Raw genomic sequence first — 25,005 nt, 5'->3', positions numbered from 1 at the left:
GTTCGTCCCCCGACCGCCGTCCGTCTCCCGACCACCGTTCATCCCACGCCCACCACCGCTCATGAGGACACCGCCCGAATCGAGTGCTCCAGTCCCGCCGCAGGGCCCTGTTTGGCCAGTACGGACGAGCCGAGCCGCTCCGCCAGATACAGTGCGAAGTGCAGGCGCAGGTGGTCCTCGCGCAACGACCGCCCGAGCAACTGCTCCGCTTTCTTGACCCGATACACCACGGTGTTCTTCGCGATGTGCAGGTGTTTGGCCGTGGTCGCCACGCCCCGCTCGTTGTCCAGCAGGCACCGCACGGTCTCGCGCAACGCGGCCATGGTGCGGTTGTCGGCGGCGAGCGGTCCGAGTTCGCGACGTACGAAGTCGGCGGCGGCATCGGCATCGTTCCCGAGCAGGATGACCAGTTCCAGGTCGCCGTAGTCGCACAACCTCGACGGGCCGGGCTCGGTGATGCGGCCGACCCGCTCGGCGGTGATCGCCTGCTGGTGCGAGCGCCGGAAACCCGCGATGCCGTCGCCGGGCAGCCCCGAGGCGACATGCACGTGTGCGGGCAGATCCATCGGTTTGGCGGAGCGTCGCAGTTCGCCCGGATGGTCGGTGGCGCGCCCACCCCATGCCCACAGGCGTCCCGGGCCCGCCGGGAGCAGCAACATCGAAGAGCAGCCCACCTGGTCGAGCAGGCGCAGCGCGGTGGTCTCCAGGTCGCGTCTGCTGTCCGGAGTGATCTCGTCCTGCCACAGGATCAGCGCGACGTGATGCAGGGTCAGGTCGTAGCGCAGCTGGTGCAGCGCCTTGCGGGTGTCGATCGGCTTGCCCTTGAGGATCGCGGAGACCAACTCGAAGCGCTCGCCGACGGATCCGGCGAACCAGCGATTGCGTTCGGCGGCGAACTTCTCCGTCACCGAGGCGGACAGGGTCTCCATGCCCTCGAACAGGTCGGCCGAGATGGAGCGCATCATGGCCGGCTGGTCCTCGGCGGGGATCATCGTCTCGCGGAACTCGAACAACTCGCGGGTGAAGTTCGCGTGAGTGGCCCGGACGTAGCGGAGCAGGAGGTCGACGGTCGTATTGTCGGCGATCCGTTCCCGGATGGCGTTGGTGAGTTCGGCGGAAAGCAGGCCGGTGATGGCCCGCACGCCGCTGAGTCGCAGGACGACCCACAGCGCGATCGCCTCGACCAACCGGGTTTCGCTGCACGACTTGCGATCGAAGCGGGCGAACGGTTCCTCGGCCAACTCGGCCAGTAACAACCGACTGTTCTCGATGGCCCAACCGGTCGCCCCGGAGCCGACGCGGGCGACGACCTCCTCGATCAGCTGCGGGTTCGTCGCCGGTAAGTGGAGTACGGAATCGTCGACGGGTTGCAGTAGGTGGAGCAGGGAATAGGTGGACGTTATCTGTCGTGGCGCGGGAATGGTGGCCTGCGATATCGAATAGCCCGACAACGAGTTGCCTCCGTACCGGAAAGCGGACGCGACTGGGTGTCGGCAGCCTGGCACGGTTTCTTGCGCCGGGGGTAATCATCCGGTAACCGCACGCTCGGAACAAGATTACCGACCGGTGGGCGGAAGCGGTCGACGTGCGTGGTGTGGTGTGATTCGCCGCCCGGGAACGGGCGGAGACGGTAGGCCACCGCCTCCGCCGCAGTGCGCGAAACCCGGGAAACAACGGTTGTTCGGATCGTATGGAAGACGGAGCGTTCCCTATTTCGTCACGCCGAGACCGTCCGTACTCAGCGGCGTCGTCACTCGGGAGGAAAATCCGGCGGCCTTGCCGGAATTGGCCCGGTGCCGCCCGAAACGCCGCACCAGTGGCATCTCCACGAAGCGATGGAGGACGAAGGAACACGCGAGCGCCACCAGGAACAGCGGGACGATCAGCAGCGCGCCGGTGGTCGACGAGAAGGTACGGGTGGGCCCGATCCAGTCGGCGGCCGCGCCGATGACGATCCAGTGGACCATGTAGAAGGCGAAGGAGAGTTCGCCCAGCAGGACCATCGTCGGTCTGCGGAACACCGAGGCGGTGCGCCGGCGGTCCGCGACCGCGGCGGAGGCGATCAGCGGCGCGGTCCAGACCGTCGCGACCCCGGCGGTGCCCGCCAGATACGGTTCGTACCGGCCGATCACGTAGCCGGTGACGGCGATCGCGAACGCCGGCACGAGTCCGATATTCGGCCACCGCCTCGCGGCCACGATCCGGGCCAGCAGAATGCCCAGGACGAATTCGAGCGCGCGGACGGGCGGGAAGAAGTACACGAACCACACTTGGTCGAACGACACTTCACCGGACACGGCGAAGGCGGCGAGGCGCGGCTGGTCGTCCACCACGAAGGTGGCGACCAGGAACGCCCCCACGATCAACGCGAGTACGGCGGCCAGCGCCGGCCACAACCACGCCTCGCGGATGCGGCGCAAGAGGGGATACAGGAGCGGGAAGGCGAGGTAGAAGAAGAACTCGCAACACAGCGACCAGGTCACGCCGTTGACCGCCGACACGGACCGGATGTCCGGAATCCACGCCTGCTGCATGCTCAAGGCGGCGAACCAGTCGACTCCGCGGGTCGGCCGATCGGTGTGCAGCACGAGCAGGGCGGCCAGCCCGAAGGTGACCAGGTGCATCGGGCCGATCTTGACCATACGGCGGCGCCAGAACGACCGGGTCGTGTCGCCCGCGCTCGCGGTCCAGGTCAGCACGAAGCCGCTGAGGATGAAGAAGAAACCGACGCCGTACGAGCCCGCCAGGGCGAAGGTCTTGCGGAGGTGGTCCCCGGTGTCGCCCGGGACCAACTGAGGGGTGTACCAGAGGACATGCGTGGTGAAGACCAGCAGCGCCGCCACGAAGCGCAGTCCCGTCAACGACGGCAGTCGCGAGGGTTCGGGATCCGTGGAGGCGTTGGCCCTGCCGGCGGTGCTCGGGCCGGTCTCCCGGGTCACCATGTCGGCGTCGCGGGTCGCGGTGTGTGCTCGGGTGCATGCTTCGGACTGCGCTGCGAAGTGTGCTGCGAAGTGTGCTTCGGTGTGTACACGAGGGATGGCGCGGATGTGCGCGCGGATGTCTGCGCAGGATTAGTCGCCTGCGATATCGGATTGCCCGACACGGATAGCCTCCGTACTGGAAAGCCGGCGCGGCTGGGGCTCGGCAGCCTTCCACGATTTCACGCGTGTTCGGTAATCCGTCGGTAATCGTGCCCGCGCGGCCCGATTACCGCACGGTGGGCCGAAGATGCGGCCTCGTGGATATCTTGCGAGGCACGCACAGTCCACCGTTCGGCACCGACGAGGAGTGCTCGTGAGCAAGCCGGCCATTCAAGACGTTCGGATCGGTGCCGCGGCCGGCACCGTGCCGTGGGTGTTGTCCGGGCGCAGCGCGGCGGGCCTGCGCGGCCAGGCCGCCCGCCTGCTGTCCAGACTGGAATCCGACGCGGCGCGCGACGTCGCCGCCGATGTCGCCGAAGTCGGCCGATCCCTGGTGGCGGCCGGCGCGACCCACGAGCACCGGGCCGTCGTGCTGGGCGGCGACCGGACCGAACTGGTCGCCGGGGTACGGGCGCTCGTCGACGAACGGGCCGCGCCGAACGTGTTCACCGGGCAGGCGACCCGGCAGGCCCAGGCGGATTCCCGGCCGGTGTTCGTCTTCCCCGGCCAGGGCACCCAGTGGGTCGGCATGGCGGTGGAACTCCTGGACACCTGCCCCGAGTTCGCCCGCGAGATCCGGGCCTGCGCGGAGGCGCTGACGCCGCACGTGGACTGGTCCCTGGAGGACGTTCTGCGGGGCGCCCCGGACACTCCGCCGCTGGATCGGGTGGATGTCGTGCAACCCGTGCTGTTCTCGATGATGGTGTCGCTGGCCCGCCTGTGGTGCCGCTTCGGTGTGCGACCGGCCGCGACCGTCGGCCACTCCCAGGGCGAGATCGTCGCCGCGCACATCGCCGGAGCGTTGTCCCTGGCGGACGCGGCGCGGATCGTGGCGTTGCGCAGTCGGGCCCTGACCGCGATTCGGGGCCGCGGCGAGATGTTGACCGTGCTCGCCCCCAATGACCGCGTGCGGACGATGCTGGTCGACCGGGGCGGCGTGTTGGCGGTCGCCGCGGTGAACGGTCCGGCCACCATGACGGTCTCGGGCGACGTGGCGGCGATGAAGGAGTTCGGCGCCGCGCTGTCCGCGGCCCGGATGATGCGCTGGCGAGTGCCCGGCGTGGACTTCGCGGCACACTCCCCGCACGTGGAGGATCTGCGCGAGACGCTGCTCGACCTGGCGGCCGGGATCGAACCGGCGCGCAGCGACGTGCCGTTCTACTCGACGGTGACCGGAGGGCCGGTGGAGACCGACGAGTTGACCGCGGAGTACTGGTACCGCAACCTGCGCCAGACGGTGCGCTTCGACGACGCGGTTCGCGCGCTGGTCGCCGACGGCCACCGGCTCTTCGTCGAGTGCAGCGCGCAACCGGTGCTCTCGGTCGGGATCCAGGACACCGCCGAAGAGTTGGGCCGCCCGGCCGTGTTGCTGGCCACGCTCCGCAACGAGGACGGCGGGATGGGCCGGTTCCTGGCCGCACTGGCCGAGGCGTACGTACACGGCGTCACGGTCGACTGGACGGCGGCCTTCGCCTGAGGGACGGCGCGGTGCCGCCCGGTCGGGTCGGCTCCGCGCGGGACGGACGAGGTCGCCGTCCGGGAGCCGGCGACCTCGTCACGTTCACCCGAGCGCACGGTTCAGCCGGTACGCCGACCACCCGCGGGGCCGGAGGGCGGTGTGGTGCGTGGGGGTTGGTTCTCCGGGGGAGCGGTCCGGCGGTCGGACCCGGGGATCGTCTCCGGGGGCGTCGGGGTGTTCGACCCGGTTGCTCTCGTCGGCGGCGTCGTGGTGGCCGTGGACGGGCTCGGCGCGCCGGTGCTCGGCGCGGTCTCGACGGGCGGCGCACCTGTGGGTGGCGCGGGCACGGCCGGCGGTACGGTCACCGGGCGCGGGCCGTGCGGCGTCGAGGTCGACCCGATCACCATCCAACCCGCCGCGGCCACCGCGATCGCCGCCACCGCCACCGCCGGCCGCAACGGAACACGCAGCCGACGCACCGGCGCGGCCGGCAGTGGTACCTCGCGCGCACGCAGCGTCGCGGGTTTCACCGCATCGGCCCGTCGGGCCATCCAGTCCCGCAACTCCGTTTCCAGAGCTGCGTGTTCCGGCGTTCCCGAGCGCAGGGGTTCGCCACGGTCACGGCGTCGGTTCACGTGTCCTCCTCCCTCAGCAGCCGATGCAGCGCGGTCAGCCCGCGACTCGCGGTGGATTTCACGGTGCCGGACGGTATGCCCAGCGTGCCGGCGATCTCGCTCTCGCTCAGGTTCTCCCAATAGCGCAACACCAGTACCTCGCGCTGCCGCCGGGTGAGTTGTCCCAACGCCTGCCGCAGTCGCCGATCGCGCTCCGCGCGAAGCGCGTCGTCCTCGGGCGAGGCCGCCGGCGGCAGCACCGGCGGCACCCAGGCCCGGGCCGTACGCCGCCGGCGCAATACCGATCGTGCGCCGTTGACCACACAACGCCGCAAATACGCGGGCGGATCGTCCAGCTCGCCCAGCCGCGCGCCGTACCGTCGAAAGGCGGCGGTGAACGCCTCCTGGACGACGTCCTCCGCCGTCTCCTGGTCGTCCACCAGCAACGTGGCCAGGCGCACCAACCGGATCCGATGCGCGTGATAGAGCTGCGTCATGGTCGGCGGCGGCTCGCCCGCCTCCCGGGTCCGGCGCCGGAACAGGCCGAAGGCCCGCCGCCGGGGCGACGGGGCCTCGGCGGGCGGTACCCGAGAGGGCGGGGTCGGGTCGTATCGGACCCTGATGTGGGATTCCTGGATGGCCGTGAACTCCTCGGACGCGAACCGATGAACCACCGGCGCCATACGGCACCGGGTGCCCGGCCGGTGCACCGGGGACAAGGACATCCCCGGCGCACCGGCCGGTTCCCGCGCCGATCAGGCCGCGGTCCGCCCGCGCCGCCGGCCGGCCACCACGGCCCCGCCACCGAGCAGCAGCAGGCCGCCCGCGCCGCCGATGTACCAGACGGTCTTGTCGTCACCCCCGGTTTCCGCCAGCCGAGGCGGCACCGTCGTCGGCGGAGTGGACGGCACACCTTCGCGCCCACCCGAGACCGCGCCCGACGGCGTCGGGGCAACGGTCGACCGCTCGCCCCGGGGCGACGAGCTGGGCGGTACGGCGCTCGGCGCCCTGGTCGCCGGCGGGGCGGTGGCGGGCGGGGCGGCGGTCGGCGGGGCGGTGGCCGGCGGAACCCGCCCCGCCGACCCGCGCGCCGCGCCCTCGTCGGCCACGGCCACCCCCTGCGCCAACACCACAGCGGAGGCCGCCGCCAACAAGCCGGCCCCGAGCACCCGACCCACTCGCACCCGACCTCGACGACCACCCGGCGGGGAGCCGATCACGGAACCCGAAACACGCGGCGAACGAATAGTCACCATTCTCCTCAAGGACCATCAACCACCCGGATCCCCGTGCCAGGAACACACGGAGCCGAGGCCGCCACCATCCGGCGACAGCCATCCAGACGCCCGACGGCCCCCGGGGTTCCCAATCCCACCAAACTTTTTTCCGAAGCCACCGAGCCACCGAGCCACCGAGCCTCTGAGCCACCGAATCGTCGAGCAGGCGGCCCCGATGACCCGCCCCCGCACGACAACCTCGGACGCGGGTGCTGCCAGGATCAACGGGCCCGACCATTCCGCGGCGCAGCCCAGGTCACCCGAGAGGTACGAACGGTGCACTCCACCTTGTTACGAGCCGTGGTCGCTTCCGGGATGGCGCTCACCCTCGGGGCCTGCACGGCCTCCGCCCCCGAAACCGTGTGCACCGCCGATTGGCGGGTGCCGGTTACCATCGACATCGCCTCCGAAGTGGCCGATCGGGTCACCGACATCTCGATACGGCTGTGTCGGGCCGGATCGTGCCAGGAGCCCCAGGTGACCCTGTCGCCCGTCCGAGAGGGCTCCGCCCGGGTCGGGGGCGTCCTCGACGCGGGTCTGACGGCGGACCCGATGGAGACCACCGTGCAGGTGAGCACGGCGTCAGCCGCCACCCGTGTCTCACGCCTGAGCGTGACGCCGCAGACGACCCGTCGCGGTGCGAACTGCGGCGTCGAGCACCACGTCCGGCTTCGTGTTTCCGCCGACGCGGGCGTTACCCAAGCCTGAGCGGGGGCGGTGTGTTGGGGGCGCCGGGGAGGACGGGGCCTCCTGCAGTCGCGTGTGCGACGGCGTACGGTGCGAAGGTCGGGGCCGGTGCGCCGAACGCGGGCGAGGGCAATGTCGCTTCGCGCTTCTTCTGCAACGTCGTGATGTGGGCGATCACGGCGACCGCGAGAGCGGTGGCGACGATTTGCACGACGAAGAGGCCGGCCTTGACCAGGCTCACCGTCCGGGCGGCCTCGGCGTCGGCGACGGTGTCGACCAGGAGGGAGGAGATTTCCGGGTCGGCATCGGGGCCGAGGTAGCGCACGCCCAGTGGGATCGTCATCGCAGCGACGAAGGTGATCCACCAACCCCATACCAGAACGAGGCCACCCCGCGTGATGCCGCCGCCGTGCTGTGCGCGGGGGTCACTGGCCCGCCACACGTCCACCGTGATCCGCGGCGGGAACCACAGGTTGACCACCGGACAGAACCAGCCGCCGATCGCCCAGCCGGAGGGCAATGTTCGCCGCGCCTGCCCCGGGTAGGTGTCGATGTTGCGGCGCGCACGATGGAACCAGATCAGGAACACCACCATCAGGGCGAGTTGTACGAACGAGTAGGGCCGCCAGAACAGGGCGAGGGAGTCGTTGAACTCGTTCGGTTCCCGAGCTGGGCGGCGCCCGTGGGCGATGTCGTCCCACAATCCCGCCCGGTAGACCAGGGTGACGACCGCGAACGCCGATACCAGCGCCGAGATTCCCATCATGACGTAGAGCGCGACGGCGAGCCCGCGCAACGGGCGTGGCCGCGGCGGGTGGTAGGCGAACGGGTGTGGTGGACTCGGGGGGAAGCCCGAGTACGCCTGCCCACCGCACGCACCGCAGGGTCCGGGAACGACGGGTCGTCCACCACAGAACGGGCACAGCACGAAGCAGGTTCTCCTGTCGATGAGTTCGGACCGCCCGCGTCGTGTGCCGGCGCCGATCCGCGTCGGCCGCACGGGTTCGGCGGGGCGTCCGAGGCATCATCCCGTGCCGATCGATCCACGTCACGAGGTTTGTCCGCGCCGTCGATGTGAGCCGCATCTCGAACGTACGGCCGCGGTATCACGAACAACCATGCCCTGTCACTCTGTTGACCATCGGGCCCATTTCGGGTCGAAGGCAGGCATCGCGTCGCAGTTCCCGTGATATGGGAGGTTCCCGTGGCGTGGGGATTGTCCTGAACCCTTCTGGTGACGGTGATTGGGATCCGCCTACGGTGCCAGAGGCCGTCAACGAACCCGAGGGAGGCAATCTCCGTGTGTCCGGCATCTGCCGGTGGGTGAGGGAAATGCGGCTCGGTCGGGCCCGGTTCGCGCCGGACGGGCAGGACCACATCGTGTACCCGCGCAACGCCCACGGTGTGCCCTCGGTCGCCGCGACGGCCCGTACCGAGAACCGAACCACCACCAAGAGGCGGAAATGAGCAAAGCCGGCAAGTTCGTCACCACGGCAGCGGTTTGCGCGACCTCCTTCGCTGCCCTGGTACTTTCCGGCGCGACGGCCTCCGCGGTCGGATCGAGCCCGAACGGCGGGGCCACCCCGCTCGCCGGCACCGGTCCGATCGTGCACTGGGTCAGCGGCAAGTGCATGGACGTCGCCGGTGCAGGCGACATCGACGGCACCCCCGTACGGCTCGATGCCTGCAGCTCCGGCTCCGCGGCACAACAGTGGACCATCGCCAACGGCACCATCGTGGCCAAGGCCAAATGTCTCGACGGCGGCAATCTGCTGCCCGGGACGCAACTCGCCATTCGGGACTGCACCGGCGGTGCCAACCAGGAGTGGCGTCGCCTCAACTTCGACCGGCTGTACAACCCTGCGTCCGCCCTCTGCATCAACGTTCCCAACGGCAACGCGACCAACGGTGCCCGACTCGACATCGAACCCTGCGCTCGTACGGGCAACATGGTCTGGACCGTGCCCGCCGGCAGCTTCTGAGCCCAGGGCCTGTGGATAGTTCGGCTCCGTTTCACAACCTGTCGTAACGGAGCATGATTTCGGTCAGGCGCAATCCGCTGTCGGACCCGCCTGAGGCCGGCCCCGCCACACATCCCGCCATACGAGACGTCCGGTTCCCATGCGGACGCCTTCGACCCGGCGACCGTGGCGGGGCCGGTGCCGTTCACGGCGAGCGCATGAATTCGGGAGTGCCGGCGGCGGCCGACGGAGGGCAATCGGTTCTCTCTACCCCCGTGGTGTCCGGCCTAACATATCGGCCCGTCTCGACGTCCTCGGATGCTTCGAGGATATCGCTGAGTAACCCGGTGGAGGACGCCGTGTGATCGGTCGCGCATTTTTGGATGGAATGGCTTCCGATCCGGCCGCGGAGGGTTGCGTCGAACGAATTGTGTTTAGCATCATGGCATCGGGACAGGTTGTGCACAGAGTCGACGAGTAACACGGTGTCGGCCGTACGACATGATCGGCGGGACGACGAATCCGGGTCGCGACCGGGTCTCGGGGCCCAGGAAAAACGGTTGGCCTCGGCAGTGAACTGGGCTCGGCAGTCTGGGAGTTGGTCGTACCGGCCGAGTCGAGGGCGCGGAGCGATACGACACGAGACAGATACGAGCAGCAGGCTCGCGTGGTGGGGCCGGGCGCACGACAGGTGGGGCGTATTCGTTGATTGCGAATTGCGGTCCGATATGCGGAACTGCCCGGGTTCAGGCGCGTCGACGTGGGTGGAATGTTTGCCGACGGCTCTCCATGAATTGTCGGTGAATGCGGTGCGGGCGCACCTCGATTCTTCGCGGGCCTGAATTTTCCATGAGCATTCTGGAATGAGGATCGCGTGGAAGTCAAAATTTTACGGTGGCCGTCCGAGGCGGAAAAGCGCGCGGTGTGCAGGTCACGGGGACTGCCCTGCCTGCTGGTCCTGGAGGGTCACGGCGTGTCGGCGCCCACGGGCCTGAACGTCCTGGAGGACTGGGTCAGGCCGCCGATCAGTCGAGCGGATTTCGGCGCGCGCCGGGCCGCGCTCGCGGCCAGGGCCCAGGCGGGTGCGTTGCCCTGCATCGATCGTGAGGGTGTACTGCGCTTCGGCGGTCGCAGACTCTCGCTGTCTCCGGCGGAGGCGGATCTGATGCGCGTCCTGGTCGAGTCGTTCCAGGAGGTGGTGTCCCGGGAGAGCCTGGTCCGGCGGGTGTGGCCGGGCGATTGCGCGCAGCGGCGCAATGCCCTGGACCTGCGCATACTGCGACTTCGTCGGCGGATCGGCTGCCTGCACCTGTCCATTCGCACGGCGTGGGGGCGCGGATATCTGCTCGACCTGCACGACCCGAGGGAGGACGACCTCGCCTGGTCGGGTGTCGGCGGGCACTGAGCCGCCGGGGGTGGCGCGGGGACGCGGAGGCGTCGCGGGCGGGTGACCGGATCCGGGCGGGATGGGGGCGCCCGGCCCGCTCGCCCGCGCCCGCCGGCACACCGCTCAACCGCCGACCCGGGACAGCGCCGTCAGCCGGGCGTGGAGCATGGCGGCCAACTCCGTTGCGCGCTCGTGGGGTACGTCCGTCGGTCGATGGGCGAGAGCACCCGCCAACCCGCCGTCGGACCCCATGGCCAGTTCCAGGCTCAGCGACGTCTTGGCGTAGCCGAAGTCCACGTCCTCGACACCGAGGCAACCGGGCAACTCCGCCACCCCGTCCGCCTCGTCCAGGGTCAATCGCACCCTGATGTCCTCGTCCCGGACCGGCCCGTCCACGTCCGTGTCGCGGCCGGTGAGGGCGGCGAAGACCCGCTCGAAGGGGGCGTCGCCGTCGCCCAGTGCGGCGGTCAGCTCGTCCCGGGTCCCGCGGAGCGCATCGGCCTGGTCCGGCCGCGGTCGGGCCGCGACGCGGACCACCATCGTGTTGGCCAAGTCGGCCAGCACGCCGCCCAGTTCCGGGCGGTGGCGACCCGAGGTGCAGCAGCCCACGAGCGTGTCCGCGCGGTCGTGAGCCTCGGCCACCACCGACCCCCAGGCGGCCAACAGCACGGCGAACAGGCTCGATCCGCTCGACCGGGCGAGCCGGTCGAGGCCGCGTGTCGTCGCGGCGTCGATCCGCACCGGCAGCCGGGCCCCCTTCCGGTTGCCGAGGTCGGGCAGGGCGAGCGGTACGCCCGGAGCCAACCGCGCTATGCGGCGGGCCAGTTGTTGCCGAACCACGCCCGACTCCAGGCTGCGGCGCTGCCAGTGCGCCACGTCGCGCGGGCGCAGGCCGCCCGACGCCGGCGCCCCGCACAGCTGCGGCAGGAGGACCGTGCGCATCCCGTACCGGTCGCACGCGATGTCGTGCGCCACCACGCTCAGCAGCACCGCCGCCGGCCGCGCGTCCGTCACCCGGAATCGCACCGGCGGCCGATCCAATCGAAACGCCAACCTCCCATCTCGCACAGCCAGTTCCCGGGCCCTGCGCCAGGCCCCCGCCCGATCGGTCGAGGTCGCGACGGTGTACTCCACCGGTACGTCGTCGACGTCGTGTCCGCGCAACCGGACACCGCCTCGCCCGTCAGGGTGGTACGAGCAGCGCAGCGCCTCGTGCCGTGCGACGGCCTCGCGCACGGCCCGCGCGACGTCCTCGGGCGTACGGTCCGGCGCGAAGCCGCAGAGCAGGCCGACGTGGTGGAAGTCGCCGTCGTCGCCGCCCCGATGGGCCCGCCACAACGCCTCCTGCTTGACGGTGACCTCGTCCGGCTCGCCCTCGACCGGCTCCGGGCCGCCGTCCAGGTAGTGCAGGAGCCCCCGTTCGGCCAGCCGCGCGGTCAGCAGTTCGCGCTTGGCCGGAGACAACGCCCGTAGCCGCGCCCGTAGTTCCGCGCCGTCCGTGCTCATCGTCCCGGCTCCCGCACCTCGTCCTCCGGCAGGCCGGCCACCTCGGCGACCAGCGCCGCCACGCTCTCCTCCTCGTCGCGGCATCGGTCGATCGCGGCGGCCAGGTCCGCGACGGCGCTGGACTCCAACCACGTGCGCAGCGGCAGCCGTACCCCGAACCGGCTGCGCACGGCCGCGATCACTCGGGTAGCCAGCAACGAGTTGCCGCCCACGGCGAAGAAGTCGTCGAGCACGCCGACGCTCGGAACACGCAACACGTCCTGCCAGATCCGGGCGACCTCGTGTTCCGTGTCGGTGCGCGGTGCCACCCCGTCGGTCAGCCGCTCGTCGATCACGCCGCGCGGCGCGGGCAACGCCTTGCGGTCGATCTTGCCGGTGTGCCCGAGGGGGAAGGCGGACAACGTGGCGATCGAGGTCGGCACCATGTAGCCGGGCATCCGCGCGGCGAGGAAGGTCCGCAGTCCGGCCACGTCCAAGTCGTCGCCTCGCGGCACGACATAGGCCGCCAGGCTGCGTTCGCTGCCGTCGCCCCACGGCACGACCAGGCACTCCCGGACCTCGGGATGATCGGCGATCTCCGCCTCGACCTCGTGCGGTTCGATCCGGATGCCGCGCACCTTCACCTGATGGTCGCTGCGGCCCAGGAAGTGCAGATTCCCGTCCGGCAGCATCGTCGCCACGTCCCCGGTGCGGTACAGCCGGGCCCCGCCGCCCGCGAACGGGTCCGGGACGAACCGGTCGGCGGTCAGGCCCGGACGCCCGTGGTAGCCGCGCGTGACACTCTCCCCGCCGATGTACACCTCTCCGCGCGCGCCGAACGGCACCGGTTCCAGATGCCGGTCCAGCACGTAGGTGGTCTCGTTGTTCATCGGCCGACCCGAGGGCACGAACGGCAGCCCGACCTCGCGGGGCAACACGTGGAACGTGGTGTCGATGGAGACCTCGGTGACGCCGTACAGATTGATCAGATCCGCGTCGAGCGTCTTGTGGAATCGCTCGGCCAGGGTGGGTGGAATCGGCTCGCCGCTGGCGAAGACGAAACGCAACGACGTGCAGGAATCGGCGTCCTCGGCGGTGAGGAAGGTCTGCAACATCGCCGGGACGAAGTGCAATGTGGCGACCCGTTCGGTACGGATCAACTCGGTGAAACGATCCAGGTCCAGGTGCAGCCTCGGCGGCGCCAGTACGGCGCGCGCGCCGACGAACAGCGGCCAGAACAACTCCCATACGGCGGCGTCGAAGCTGTACGCGGTCCACTGCAACGCGGCCTCTTCCGCCTGCAGTTCGTACAGTCGACTGATCCACCACACGAAGTTGACCGCGCCACCGTGCTGCACCAATACGCCCTTGGGGCGGCCCGTGGACCCGGAGGTATACATGACATAGGCGAGATTGTCCGGGGCCACCCCGGTGTCCGGCCGATCACCCGGGCGGTCCGCCCACGCCTGGGGCTCGTCCAGGATCACCAAGTGGCGCGGCTTCGGGAGAAGTTCGACGAACCGGCGCGATACGAGGACCACCTCGCAGGCCAGGTCCCGGGCCAGGTAGTGCAGCCGGTCCGGTGGGAAGGACGGATCCAGCGGGGCATAGGCGCCGCCCGCCTTGAGGATGGCCAGGATGGCCACGTTCAGCTCGAACCCGGGCTCCGCGCACAGGCCCACGATGGTGTCGGGCCTTACACCGAGGTCGATCAGGTGGTGGGCCAGGCGGTTCGCGGCGAGGTCGAGTTCGGCGTAGCTCATGGCGGCGCCCTCGTGGACCAGGGCGGGGCGATCCGGCGTGCGGTCCACCTGGTCCTCGACGTGCTGGTGCAGGCACCTGTCGCGGGGGTGGTCCACCGCCGTGTCGTTGTGCGCGTTCAGCGCCGCCGCCTCGGCCGCGTCGATCAGGGGGAGCCGGCTCATCGGAGTGTCCGGCGTGGCCGCCGCCCCGGTGAGCACCGCCGCCGTGCAGCGCAGCAGCCGTTCGACCCGCTCCGCGTCGGCGACCTCGGGGGCGTACCGGGCCACCAGGGTCAGCGTCGCGCCGTCGTCCTCGACACCGACGGCCAGCGGTGGGCCCGCGGCCTCCGGCGCCGGCACCGCCGCATCGTCGCGCGCGTCGACCACCGAGTCGTACAGCGCCACGCCGCGTTCCGCGCCGGAGAGTTCGTGCAGCACCGCGCCCGGGAGTCGGCCGTACGCGCGGGCCTGTTCCATCCACCGCGACAGCGCGGCGATCCACGCCGCGGCGGGGGTGTCGTCCAGTCGGACGGGGGTGGGCAGGGTGCGTTCGAAGGGGCTCAGGCACGCCCGCAGCGCGGGGGGCCGGGTGTCGACGGACAGGCCGATCACCGCGAGCGATTCGCCGCGGAACCTGGCCACCACGGACGCCCACGCGGCGGCGACCACGCGCAACTTGCACGAGTTGGCGGTCGCGGCCAACTCCCGGACCGCGTCGGTCGCGGGAGCGGACAGCGTGACGCGTACCGTCCCCGGCTCCCGACCGGCGCGGGCGGCGGGTTCGGGGAACAGCGGTGTCGCGCCGTCGACGTCCGCGAGCGAACGCCGCCAGAACGCGGTCGCCTCGGCCTGCTCGGCCGAATCCGGCCGGACCGGTCGGTCGTTCGGCCGATCCACCGGTCGTTCACCGCGCAGCAGGGACGCGAGGTCGCTCAGGAGCAGGTGCGCGCCCAAGTCGTCGACGAGCAGCGGGTGGTAGGTGAACACCGCCTCGTGGGTCGTGTCCGACCACAGGAGACGGCCGAGCGCGGTGTCCAGCTCCGGCGGGAAGCCGCGCCGCAACTCCTCGACCGCCGCCCGTTCGTGGGCCGCGCGGTCGGGTGAAGTGCCGTCGTACGTAGCCCCGTCGGGCGGCGTCGGGGTGTCCTCGGTGCGGCGGAAGGGCAGCGCGACGCCGGTGCCCACGAGCGTCGGGCGAGCCTGGGACCAGTCGACCCGGACCGCCAACTCCGGGCGCAGTCGCATGAGTTCCGCCCAGGCGTGCGCTACGTCGGCGGTCGTGGTATCGGCCAGGGTGAGGCGGATCTGGCGGGCGAGGCCGCGGACCGAGCCGTCCAGCGCCGCCGCGACGAGGATGTCCTGCCGGGCGGGGGAGAGGGGGATACGGTCGGGAACGGGCGGTTCGTCTGCGGGGGTGACCATTGCCACGGTGACCTCACGAGAGTCGGGTCGGGTCGGTCGGGGCGTCGTCGAGGGCGTCTTCGACGGTGGTGAGCAGTTCGTCGATGGTGTCCAGGTCCCGGGACTCGACGGCGCGTGCGTGGTCGAGCGATTCGGCGAGCCGGCGCAACGTGGGCGCCGCGAATACGTCGGCCAACGCGACGTCCACGCCATGGGCCGCGTGTACCCGGGCCAGGACCTGGATCAACTGGAGCGAGGTGCCGCCGAGTCCGAAGAAGTTGTCGTCGCGGCCCACGCGGGCAACGCCCAGGACCGGTACGAGTACGTCGCGCGCCAGGGCACGCTCGGTGTCGGTCGCGGGCGGCGTGTACGGGCGCGCGTCGAGCCGGGCGGCGCGTTCGGCGGCGGATCGGGCGGCACGGGCGAGGGTGGCGGTGTGGGTCGGCTCGGTACGGCCGGCGATCTCGGTGTTTTCGATGACGAACACGGTCTCGGGAACGGCGGCGCCCGGCACGAGGCGGCGCAGCCGATCGGGCAGGTCCTCCGACGTCGGGGTCCGGTCTCCGCCTGCGCCGATCGCCGCGTACGGGCGCTCGGCCCGGCCCCAGTCGAGTGGTTGCGCACCCGCCACCGCCGGCCGGCCGGTCTCCTGGGCGAGTGTCGCGGTGAGGTCCGCGAGCAGGATCGAGCGACCGCGTACGCAGACCCGGTCGTCGGGCGGGCGGACCAGACGCAGCGTGCCGTCGGCGCCGACCCGGACCAGCGCGCGGGTGTTCGCGATGCGACCGCCTCCGCCGACCGGATCGGGACGGAAGTCGTCGGCGCAGGCCGCCGGTTCGTCGAGGTAGCCGGTGCCGGGTTCGACGGTCGCCCACAGGGTCCCGGTACCGCCGACGGGTACCGGCAGCAGGTCGTCGTTGAGCACGTGGTAGGGCGTCGCGCACGTCGAGGCGTGTGGATCAGGGCCGGTGAGGAGGGCGTCCGGGACGGCGGGGGCCCACCAGCGCCGCCGCGGTGCGGCGTCCTGCCCCTCGCCGGGCGAGGCGGGCTCGGTGAGTCGGCGATACGCGGCGCGCAGCTCCAGCAGGTGCACCGGGACGGATTCGGCAAAGGAGAAAGGCAGTTCGGCGACGGTGGCACCGGCCTCGGACAGCGCGTCGAAGCGTGCGTCGGCCGGCTCGGCACCGGCGGGCAGCAGCAGCGTGGCGCCGGCGCGGGCGGCGGCGAGTACGCAGATCGCGGCGTCCTCGCCACCCCAGGCGAAGTCGGGCGCGAACACGTCCGAGACGGCCGTCCCCAAGGCGTCCGCGAGCCGATCGGCGGCGCGCAGCAGGGCGCTCGACGGGATGCGCAGGACGCGCGGCGTCGGCCGGGCCCGCAGGCCGACCAGGAGCGCGCCGGACGGGTCGTGAGGGGTGTCGGCGTCGTCGCCCGTCGACGCCTCGGCGGTGCGCGCGCACGGCGCCGACTCCGGCCGCTCCGCGACGTGGTTGACCGTGCCGTCCGGGAGCAGTTCGAACCGGGCGTGTGCGGCGGTCGCCACCGCGTCCGACCAGGCCGCCGGGTCGTCGGCGTTGCGGACCAGTACGTCCGCCCCGAAATCGAGGGCGCCGAGCAGCGCGGCGGCGCTGTCGGCGGAGTCGTCGGCGGCCAGCACGACGGTCTCCCCGTCGCGCGCGCCGGCTTCGGCCAGCGCCGCGCGGATCGCGCGTACGGCCGCCACGACCCGCGCACCGGCCAGCTCCCCGCGCCGTGTGGTGATCAGCACGTCGTCCGTCGGCCTGGCGGCCCAGCCGGTGAGGAGGCCGGTGTCGCCGAGGGCACGCTCGCGGGGAATCGCGGGCGCGGTGAGCGGCGTCGGGGTGCCGCTCGCCGCCGGGTCCAGGAAGTGGGCGACCAGGGTCGCCAGCGCGTCGATGGTGGTCGGGTCGAACAGGTCGGGGTCGTATTCGGTGAGCAGTTCCGACTCGTCCCCGTCGACCGCCAACACGAACTCCAGGCCGTACATCGGGACGGGCGAGGGCAGCAGCCGGATCCGCGCCGGGCCGTCGCCCGGGTGCGGCACGGGCAGGGACACGGTGTCCAGGCCCACCGGGAGCAGCGGTTCGGCCTCCCAGGTCTGCGGCCGCAGATCGGCGAGCGCGGCCAGTGGCAACGGCGCGCGTTCGCATGCCGCGATCGCCTCCCGGGCACGTGGGGTCAGCGCGGCCGCGTCCACGCCGCCGTCGATCCGCAACGGCAGGACGCCGACCGTGCCGAGCCGGCCCACCAGTTCGGCGGTCTGCGGGGTGTGCCGGCCGGGATCCTCCAGACCCAGCCGCAGCGGCGACGCCGCGCCGAACCTGCGCAGCGCCGCTCCGACGGCGGCCAACAGCGCCACCCGGGGCTCGGCGGGCGCGGGCACCCGGCGGCTCAGCGAGGCACCGGCGGCGGACGCGGGCCCGACGACGGGCGGGCGGTCGTACGGCAACAACGAGGGCCGCGCCGGGCCCAGCCGCTCGGCCGCCGTCGGCAGCAGTTCGGCCAGGCGCTCGGGGGAGAAGCGACGGCGGTGCCAGTACGCGTGATCCGCGACGCCGAACCCGCCCGTCGGCGGCACCGTGCCGTCGCGGTAGGCGTCCGCGACGGCGGCCAGGAGCAGTCCCATCGACGTGCGGTCGATCGAATGCCGCGCGACGGCGAGCGTCAGCGCGCAGCCGGTGTCGGACGAGCCGATCGCGGCCCGGCACAGCGGACCGTGCCGAGGGTCGAACGGCGCGCTCCACGCGGGCTCGTCCGGTGTGTCGTGCCAGCGCACCCGCGCGCCCGAGCCCGGCACCTGGACGAGGGTGCCGCCACGCTCCTCGACCAGCAGGCCCAGCGCGGGAGTTGCGGCCGCGACCGTCTCGACCGCGTCGCGCAGCCGGGCATGGTCGAGCCGGTGCTCGGTCTCCAGGCGGCCCGTGACCGCCATCCCGGCCAGGTCCGACACGGCCGACGCGGCCGTGTACAGCCACTCCTGGTCCAGCGTGAGCGGAACGTCGGCGCCCTCGGGGCGGGGCTCGGTGAACTCCCGCCCCCGCGCCTCGCGATCGATGCGGCGCAGTACGGATCGCAGTGCCCGGCGGCGGGCCTGCGGTGCCGGGCTTTTCGGGCCGGTCATGCGAGATCGCCTCCGTTCAGGGTCTCCAGGACCCGGCGCCGCTCACCGGGCATCATCCAGGCCACGTCGCGCACGGCACGCTCGGGCCGGCTCACCGCCCAGTCCAGGAAGACGCCGAGTCGCCGGGCCAGGTCCGCTCCGGTGGTGTCGTCGAACAGGGTCTTGCTGTAGTCGAGTTGCACCGTCGGCCGTGGGCCGCCGAGCAGAAACGTGGCGTTCAGGTCGAATCGACTCGACGTGCCGGCCGGAGCCACGAACTCGCAGTCGAGCCCGTCGAGTTCGAACGAGGGTGGAGCATCCACGCCGGAGCAGAAGGCGCGGAAGAGCGGATTACGATCGGCGCGCCGATCCGGGCCCAGGGCGCGGACCAACTCCTCGAAGGGCAAAGCCTGATGGGCCATCGCGTCGGCCAGCGTCAGATGGGTACGCCGCACCGACTCGACGAACGACTCACCCGGGCGCAGCGCGGACCGCAGGCACAGCGTGTTGACGAAGCAGCCGATCAACGGTTCCAGGGCCAGATCCGTACGCCCGCCGACCGGCATGCCGACCACGAAGTCGCGCTGTCCGCCGTAGCGGCCGAGCACCGCGAACCACGCGGCAAGCGCGACGGCGAAGGTGCTCGTGCCCGCCTGCGCGGCCACCGCGCGGATCCGCTCCATGGTCGAAGCGGACAGCTCGTGGCGCACGGTACCCATCGGCCCGCCCACCCCGTGGCCCGGCCGGTCGGTGGGCAGTTCCAACTCCCGCACACCGTCGAGCGCACCGCGCCAGTACCGCAGCAGCGCCTCCCGGTCGTGGTCCAGGGTCCGCCGCTCCCACCAGGCGTAGTCGCTGTAGGAGATCTCGGGCGCGGGCAACGCGGGCTCGCCGCGTCGGCGGTAGTCCTCGGCGAGTTCGCGCAGCAGGATCGCGGTGGACCAGCCGTCGAAGGCGAGGTGATGCAGGGTCAGTACGAGCACGACGGTGTCGCCCGCGTCGTCGAGCGGGGCCAGTCGCACCCGCAGCGGGGGTTCGCGCTCCAGGTCGAAGACGTGGGCGAGTTCGCCGGAAGCGGTGGCGACGGCGCGGGCCATGGCGTCGGCGCCGGGCGCGGCCGGTCGGTGGTCCACGGCGGGCGGATCGGCCAGGACGCGCTGGACCGGCGGGCCGTCCGGGCGCGGCTCGACCACGGTGCGCAGCGGTTCGTGACGCCGCACCAGGCGGTGGATCGCGCCGACGAGCGCGTCGAGGTCCGGTTTCCCGCGCAGCAGCAGCGCCACCTGCAGGTTGTACTCGGCGGTCGGCGGCCGGCTGGTGTGCACGAACCACAGCCGGGCCTGCGCGGTGGACAGCGGCGCGGGGCGCTCCGCGACGGGCACCACGGGGGCGCGGGCCGGCGCGCGCGGGAGGGCGGCTTCGGAGGTGCTCACGCGGGCACCACCGCCTCGGTCAGTGTGCTCGCGGCGTGGGCGGCGGCGGTCACGGCCCGCTCCACGCCCGCGTCCGAGACGTCCCGATGGGTGACGAACCGGACCAGGCCCGGGACCACCTCGGTGACCAGGACGCCGTGTTCGGCCAGCGCCGCCACGAACGGGGCCGCCGCGCGGCCGATCGGCATCGTCACGATGTTGGTGCGCGGCGGATCCGGGGCGGCCCATGCGGGCAACACCTCGCGCAGGCCGCGCCCCAGTTCGGCCGCGCGCCGGTGGTCGGCGGCGAGGTCGTCGATCCCGTCCAACGCGATCGAGCCCGCCGCGGCCACCACGCCGACCTGACGCAGCGTCGCGCCGAGCCGACGCCGGATCTCGGCGGCGCACACACGCACCTCGGCGGTGCAGCACAGCAGCGAACCCATCGGCGCGCCGAGGCCCTTGTACAGCGAGAACGTCACGGTGTCGCACAGCGCGCCCACGTCGGCGGCCGAATAGCCGCCGGCCACACAGGCGTTGAACAGGCGGGCGCCGTCGCAGTGCAGCGGGACACCCGCCGCGCGACAGGCCGTCGACAACTCGCGCAGGTCGGCCAGGTCCCACAGCGCGCCGCCGCTCGCGCCGTGGGTGTTCTCCACCGCGACCATGCCGGTACGCGGGGCCCGCCAGTCGTCGCGGGCGAGCAGATCGGCGACGTCCGCCGGGCCGAACACGCCTCGGATTCCGTGGATCGGGGCGAGTTGTACGCCGGCGAGGCCGGAGGTGGAATGCGATTCCCAGCGCACCAGGTCGGAGTCGGCCTCCGCGAGCACCTCGTGGCCGGGTGGGACCAGCGCCATCACCGCGGCCAGATTGGCCATCGTCCCGCTCACCACGAACAGCGCGGCCTCGGTGCCGGTCAGCGCCGCGGCGCGCTCCTCGAGGGCGCGCACGGTGGGGTCCTCGCCATAGAAGTCGTCGCCGACCTGTGCCGAGGCCATCGCCTCGCGCATCCGCTCGGTCGGTACCGTCACCGTGTCCGAACGCAGGTCCACGGGTGCGGAATCGCTCACCGGAAAGCCTCCTCGGGTCGCCCGCGGCGGTGGTCACCGTCGTGCCGGTGCTCGTCTTCGTGCTCGCTTTTCGTTCTCGTTCCGGCACGACGGACACGGGGCACGGGGACGCGGCGCCGGACGAGGGCACGCGTCGCCCCGAACCGGCATCGTGCGCCGGAATCGACGGCGGCGCCGATTATCTTTCAGGAACCCGTCGGCCCTTTCCGGAGTATTTCCCGGCCGCTTCCGCGATGCCGTCCCGGTGGGTAATTGTGGGCACGATGGAATTCATTCCCGTCGTCGGCGCATCGGAGCCGACGACAACCCACCCGACACCAAGGGGACTTCGATGGAGGAGCAGGCGGACGACCGCGTCTACAACGTCGTGGTGAACGACGAGGAGCAATATTCCATCTGGTTCGCCGACCGCGCGCTGCCGGGCGGGTGGCGCGCGGAGGGCACCACCGGCACCCGGCAGGAGTGCCTCGACCACATCGAGCGGGTGTGGACCGACATGCGACCGCGCAGTGTTCGGGAGCGGTTGGCGGCGGGCTGAACCCGGTACGAATCGCGGGCCTGCCCGGAGTCGCGGCCGAGACCGTGCGGGGCGGAACGATCGAGCCATCCCGCCCCGGCCGGACGCGGGATGCCACGGCGGGAGGAGAGAGCACCCATGGGCGACAGGCCCGACCACACGCTGCCCGTCGAGGACCAAACCCGGGGCGCCCCGATCACCCTGCTCGACCTGCCCATGGCGGCGGCCAGAGGCAACGGCCCCGTGCGGCGCACCCACACGCACGTGGTCGACGGCCGCGCGAGCGCGCCGACCGGGCAGCCGACGCCGGCGACCGTACTCGCCGCCTACCTCGCCGTCCTGCACCGCTACACCGGGACCCGGGACCTCGTGGTCATGGTGGACGCGGAGGCCCGCGACGCGGGGGGCGGGGCGCCCGGCGAGGAGGGCGCCGTCCCGCCCGACGGCGCGACGGTGCGGGTCGTACACGGCCCGCGCCACCGCCCCATCCGCTTCGCCTGGGACCCGCGCGATACCGGCGCCGCGCTGGCCGCCGAGGTGGACCGACACCTGCGCGCCGGCACCGAAGCCGAAGCCGCGACCGACCCGCCCACGCGCCACTCCGCCGCCTTTCGGGTCCGACGGGCGCACCTCGGCCCGCCTCACCCGTCCGGCGCGTCGCAGGCCGCTCCACCCGACGCCTCGGGCCTGGAGCCCGCCGAACTCACGCTCACCCTCGTCGAGAACCCCGAGCCCGACGCCGCGCACCTGGAGATCACCCACGACGCGGACCTGATCGACGTCGCCACCGCCGAGCGGTTCGGCCGGCACGTGCTGCGGATGCTCGACGGCATCACCGGCCGGCCCGACACACCCGTCGCCGACCTGGACCCGCTCGGCCCGGACGACCACACGCTGCTGCGCGCCTGGGGGTCCACCCCGGACATCCCCGACGCCCCGCACACGATCCCGCGCCTGCTTGCCGACCGGGCGGCGGCCACCCCCGACGCGGTGGCCCTCGAGTATCGGGGCGAGACCCTGACCCACGCCGAACTCGACGCGCGCGCCGCTGCCTTGGCTCATCGACTCGTGGCACAGGGATCCTCGGCGGGCACGGTGGTCGGGCTGTGCATGCCGCGCTGCCCCGAACTGGTCGTGGCGATGCTCGCCGTGCACCGGGCGGGCGCCGCCGCGCTGATGCTCGATCCCAAGGCACCCGACGCGTACCTGGGCCGCTTCCTCGCCCAGGCCGACGCCCGGCTCGTACTCATCACCAGCCGCTTCGAACGCACCCTGCCACCGCAGGCCAAGGACGCCCTGGTCCTCGCGCCGACGGGCCGCGTGCCCGGTCCGGCGGCCCCCGAACGCCCGCTGCCCGAGCCGGCCCCGGACGATCCGGCCTTCCTGGTGCAGACCTCCGGATCCACCGGCACGCCCAAACTGGTCGTGGTCACCCACCGCGCCGCGACACACTCCGCGCGGGCGCAGATCCGGGCGCACGGTGTGGCGGCGGGGGAACGCGGCGGCTGGACCTTCCCGCCACAGACCAACGTGTCGGTGACCGTGGTGGTGTGGGCGTACCTGATCGCCGGTGCGCCGCTGCACATCGCCGCCGACGAGGACCTGTCCGCGCCGGAACACCTGCGCGACTGGTTGTTGTCCCGAGCGGTCACCCAGGTCTTCGTGGTGGCCCCGCTCGCCGAGGCGCTGGTCGCGATCGACTGGCCCGCCCGTACACCGCTGCGCACCCTGTTGACCGGGAGCGACCGGGTGCGCCGCTGGGCCCCCGAGGAACTGCCGTTCGAGGTGGGCAACTGGTACGGCGCGAACGAGGTCAACATCGTCACCTCGCCGCTGATCCCCCGGGAGCGCCCGATCACCTCGCATACCGCGACCGCGCGGGACCGCACCCTGCCGCCGCCGATCGGACGCCCGTGGCCTGGCGCCCGGCTGTACGTCCTGGACGGCGACCTGCGGCTCGTCCCGCCTGGCGTGGTGGGCGAGTTGGCGGTATCCGGGCCCGAACAGGCGCGTGGATACCTCACCGCCCGCCAGACGGCCGAGCGCTTCGTACCGGACCCTTTCGGCGACGCGCCGGGTGGTCGGCTCTACCTCACCGGCGACCTGGTCCGCTTCCGGGCCGACGGGGTCCTGGAACACCGGGGCCGGGCGGACCACCAGCTCAAGATCGCCGGTCTGCGGGTCGAAGTGGGCGAGGTCGAACAGGCGTTGCTGGCCGTCGACGGCGTGCGAGAGGCGGCGGTCGTGGCGCCCGAGGACCCTCGGGGCATTCGACGGCTGGTCGCCTGCCTGGTCACGGACGACGACCTCGACGTACCCGCGCTGCGCCGCGAACTCGCGCGTGCGGTCCCGGACCACATGGTGCCGCAGGTGTTCCTGCGGCTGGACGCGCTGCCGCTCAACTCCGGCGACAAGATCGACCGCAACGCCCTGCCGATACCCGACTGGGGGCGCGCGACCGGCTCAGCCGACGGCCGCGATCGTCCCCCGGCCGAGGAGCGCACGGCGGTGGAGGAGACGTTGGTGCGGGTGTGGGAGGAAATACTCGACCGGGAACACCTGGGCGTACACGACGACTTCTTCCTGCTCGGCGGCGAATCCCTGAGCGCCCAACGGGCGGTGCGCCTGATCGGCGAACGCCTCGGCGTCCCGCTCAAGGTCCGCGCCCTGATGCTCAACCCGACACCGGCCGAACTGGCCCGCGAACTCGCCCTGCCGGCCTGAGTGGCGCCTCGGCAGCCTTTCAACGAGACAACGAGACAACGAGACAACGAGACAACGAGACAACGAGACGAGGGACGGTCCGCGACCCGGGCATCCCGGCCGTGAACCGTCCCTCGCGCCGCTCGGACGCGCGCATTCAGTCGGAGGGCGCCCCGCCGCCCGCCAGGTCCCGCGTCACCACCTCGACGAGGGCCGGCGGACAGCGCAGGAAATCCAGATGCCTGCCCGCCAGCGCCTCCACCCGCACGTCCGCGCACTCCGCCCAGCCCGGCGGTACCGTTTCCGGCGGCACCACGTCGTCCTCCGACCACGAGATCACCGTCACCGGACACGGCAGCCTGCGGGCGACGTCGTAGCGGTAGGGCCGCTGCACCTCCAAGTCCTCGCGCAGGACCCGGGCGCCGAGTTCGGCCATCTCCTCCGGCGGTTCGCCCTGCCCGGACTGGCGGTAGCGCTGCCGCACCTCCTCCGCCAGATCGGCGGTGTCCAGGTCGACGAAGTTCAGCTCGCCGTACAGCCCCCGGTGCGGCGCACCCCAACTGGACGCGAACAGCCGTTCGGGCAGCGGCAGTCCCCGATCGTCCAGGGTCAGGATCGTCTCCAGTGCGAACGGCACCGCGCCGCAGTGCCCGATGAAGGCGAACGGCCGGTCCAGCAGCGGCGCGAGCTGCGCGACGAGGTCCGCGGCGAAGCCGGCGTGGTCGGTCGGCGCGGGTTCGCGATAACGATTCTCCCGACCGGGCGGCTGGAGCGCGCACACGGCGATGCCGTCGGGCAGGGACTGCGGCCACTGCCGGTACGAGGAGGCGCCAACCCCCGCGTACGGGAAGCAGAACAACAGTGTCGCACTGTCTTCCGGCGGCTTTCGAAGCAACCATTTCCCGCTCTTCACAGGTGTATTCACCCCGGACACGGTAGTCGGCCGAGGACGCGGCGAAAAGGAATCGGGGATTTATCGAAAGACTTCGGAAAGAAGTCCGCGGACGCCTTCCGGCGATTCCTTTC

Annotated in this window: 18 protein-coding genes; 6 read left to right on the top strand and 12 right to left on the bottom strand. The window is 72.0% G+C overall.

The features are described from left to right. Window positions 1-59: 59 nt before the first annotated feature. Both ACFXKZ_RS14920 and ACFXKZ_RS14915 read right to left on the bottom strand, forming a co-directional pair. Window positions 60-1,451 carry a PucR family transcriptional regulator gene (locus ACFXKZ_RS14920; protein ID WP_380000320.1) on the bottom strand — a complete coding sequence of 464 codons (1,392 nt, stop codon included), beginning with the start codon at window positions 1,449-1,451 and terminating at the stop codon, window positions 60-62. Between the two features lie 258 nt (window positions 1,452-1,709). After that, window positions 1,710-2,942, bottom strand: coding sequence for an acyltransferase family protein (locus ACFXKZ_RS14915; RefSeq protein WP_380000318.1), 1,233 nt, complete (start codon window positions 2,940-2,942; stop codon window positions 1,710-1,712). Window positions 2,943-3,294: 352 nt separating this feature from the next. Here ACFXKZ_RS14915 and ACFXKZ_RS14910 point away from each other — a divergent pair, with 352 nt between their 5' ends. Then, on the top strand, window positions 3,295-4,617 hold the full coding sequence (locus ACFXKZ_RS14910) for an acyltransferase domain-containing protein (protein WP_380000316.1): 1,323 nt from the start codon (window positions 3,295-3,297) through the stop codon (window positions 4,615-4,617). A gap of 101 nt (window positions 4,618-4,718) precedes the next feature. Here ACFXKZ_RS14910 and ACFXKZ_RS14905 read toward each other — a convergent pair whose 3' ends face one another. The 3 genes from ACFXKZ_RS14905 to ACFXKZ_RS14895 form a co-directional block, all read right to left on the bottom strand. Further along, entirely contained in the window at window positions 4,719-5,234 is a 516-nt protein-coding gene (locus ACFXKZ_RS14905; RefSeq protein ID WP_380000314.1) for a hypothetical protein, read from the bottom strand. After that, the gene (locus ACFXKZ_RS14900; RefSeq protein WP_380000312.1) at window positions 5,231-5,896 is read right to left on the bottom strand and encodes an RNA polymerase sigma factor; all 666 of its coding nucleotides are present in this window, start codon (window positions 5,894-5,896) and stop codon (window positions 5,231-5,233) included. The genes ACFXKZ_RS14905 and ACFXKZ_RS14900 overlap by 4 nt, the downstream gene beginning before the upstream one ends. A 72-nt stretch (window positions 5,897-5,968) precedes the next feature. Beyond that, the gene (locus ACFXKZ_RS14895) at window positions 5,969-6,382 is read right to left on the bottom strand and encodes an LAETG motif-containing sortase-dependent surface protein (protein WP_380000310.1); all 414 of its coding nucleotides are present in this window, start codon (window positions 6,380-6,382) and stop codon (window positions 5,969-5,971) included. Between the two features lie 384 nt (window positions 6,383-6,766). On the opposite strand from ACFXKZ_RS14895, the gene ACFXKZ_RS14890 reads away from it, so the two are divergent. Next, complete coding sequence (locus tag ACFXKZ_RS14890) at window positions 6,767-7,198, top strand: hypothetical protein (RefSeq protein WP_380000308.1); 432 nt, start codon at window positions 6,767-6,769, stop codon at window positions 7,196-7,198. Here the strand turns inward: ACFXKZ_RS14890 and ACFXKZ_RS14885 are convergent. Beyond that, window positions 7,185-7,943 (bottom strand): DUF4328 domain-containing protein, encoded by a 759-nt coding sequence (locus ACFXKZ_RS14885; RefSeq protein ID WP_380000306.1) that lies wholly within the window; start codon window positions 7,941-7,943, stop codon window positions 7,185-7,187. The two genes, ACFXKZ_RS14890 and ACFXKZ_RS14885, sit on opposite strands and share 14 nt — an antisense overlap. Window positions 7,944-8,640: 697 nt before the next feature. Between ACFXKZ_RS14885 and ACFXKZ_RS14880 the strand changes: the two genes are divergently transcribed. Beyond that, on the top strand, window positions 8,641-9,159 hold the full coding sequence (locus ACFXKZ_RS14880; RefSeq protein ID WP_380000304.1) for an RICIN domain-containing protein: 519 nt from the start codon (window positions 8,641-8,643) through the stop codon (window positions 9,157-9,159). A gap of 853 nt (window positions 9,160-10,012) precedes the next feature. Beyond that, a complete protein-coding gene (locus ACFXKZ_RS14875; RefSeq protein ID WP_380000302.1) occupies window positions 10,013-10,543 on the top strand; it encodes a winged helix-turn-helix domain-containing protein in 531 nt (176 codons plus the stop codon). A 105-nt stretch (window positions 10,544-10,648) separates the two neighbouring features. Here the strand turns inward: ACFXKZ_RS14875 and ACFXKZ_RS14870 are convergent, their stop codons facing one another. The 5 genes from ACFXKZ_RS14870 to ACFXKZ_RS14850 are packed head-to-tail and all read right to left on the bottom strand — an operon-like array spanning window position 10,649 to window position 20,759. Then, complete coding sequence (locus tag ACFXKZ_RS14870) at window positions 10,649-12,031, bottom strand: condensation domain-containing protein (RefSeq protein ID WP_380000300.1); 1,383 nt, start codon at window positions 12,029-12,031, stop codon at window positions 10,649-10,651. Further along, on the bottom strand, window positions 12,028-15,174 hold the full coding sequence (locus ACFXKZ_RS14865) for an amino acid adenylation domain-containing protein (protein ID WP_380000298.1): 3,147 nt from the start codon (window positions 15,172-15,174) through the stop codon (window positions 12,028-12,030). Before ACFXKZ_RS14865 ends, ACFXKZ_RS14870 begins: the two co-directional genes overlap by 4 nt. 13 nt (window positions 15,175-15,187) lie before the next feature. Beyond that, the gene (locus ACFXKZ_RS14860; RefSeq protein WP_380000296.1) at window positions 15,188-18,295 is read right to left on the bottom strand and encodes a phosphopantetheine-binding protein; all 3,108 of its coding nucleotides are present in this window, start codon (window positions 18,293-18,295) and stop codon (window positions 15,188-15,190) included. Beyond that, window positions 18,292-19,707 (bottom strand): condensation domain-containing protein, encoded by a 1,416-nt coding sequence (locus ACFXKZ_RS14855; protein WP_380000294.1) that lies wholly within the window; start codon window positions 19,705-19,707, stop codon window positions 18,292-18,294. Before ACFXKZ_RS14855 ends, ACFXKZ_RS14860 begins: the two co-directional genes overlap by 4 nt. Then, window positions 19,704-20,759, bottom strand: a complete 1,056-nt coding sequence (locus ACFXKZ_RS14850) for a threonine aldolase family protein (RefSeq protein ID WP_380000292.1) — start codon at window positions 20,757-20,759, stop codon at window positions 19,704-19,706. The genes ACFXKZ_RS14855 and ACFXKZ_RS14850 overlap by 4 nt, the downstream gene beginning before the upstream one ends. Before the next feature lie 331 nt (window positions 20,760-21,090). On the opposite strand from ACFXKZ_RS14850, the gene ACFXKZ_RS14845 reads away from it, so the two are divergent. Together ACFXKZ_RS14845 and ACFXKZ_RS14840 are read left to right on the top strand one after the other, a co-directional pair. After that, window positions 21,091-21,297 carry an MbtH family protein gene (locus ACFXKZ_RS14845; RefSeq protein ID WP_380000290.1) on the top strand — a complete coding sequence of 69 codons (207 nt, stop codon included), beginning with the start codon at window positions 21,091-21,093 and terminating at the stop codon, window positions 21,295-21,297. Window positions 21,298-21,414: 117 nt separating this feature from the next. Further along, window positions 21,415-24,000, top strand: coding sequence for an AMP-binding protein (locus tag ACFXKZ_RS14840; protein ID WP_380000288.1), 2,586 nt, complete (start codon window positions 21,415-21,417; stop codon window positions 23,998-24,000). Window positions 24,001-24,136: 136 nt separating this feature from the next. On the opposite strand, the gene ACFXKZ_RS14835 is transcribed toward ACFXKZ_RS14840, so the two are convergent. After that, window positions 24,137-24,904: a thioesterase II family protein gene (locus ACFXKZ_RS14835; protein WP_380000286.1), complete on the bottom strand. Its 768-nt coding sequence runs from the start codon at window positions 24,902-24,904 to the stop codon at window positions 24,137-24,139. Window positions 24,905-25,005 lie beyond the last annotated feature (101 nt).

The sequence above is a fragment of the Embleya sp. NPDC059237 genome, from assembly GCF_042754105.1.
GTDB lineage: Bacteria > Actinomycetota > Actinomycetes > Streptomycetales > Streptomycetaceae > Embleya.
Note: the sequence above shows the minus strand (reverse complement) of the source record. Positions and strands in the feature narration are given on the sequence as shown.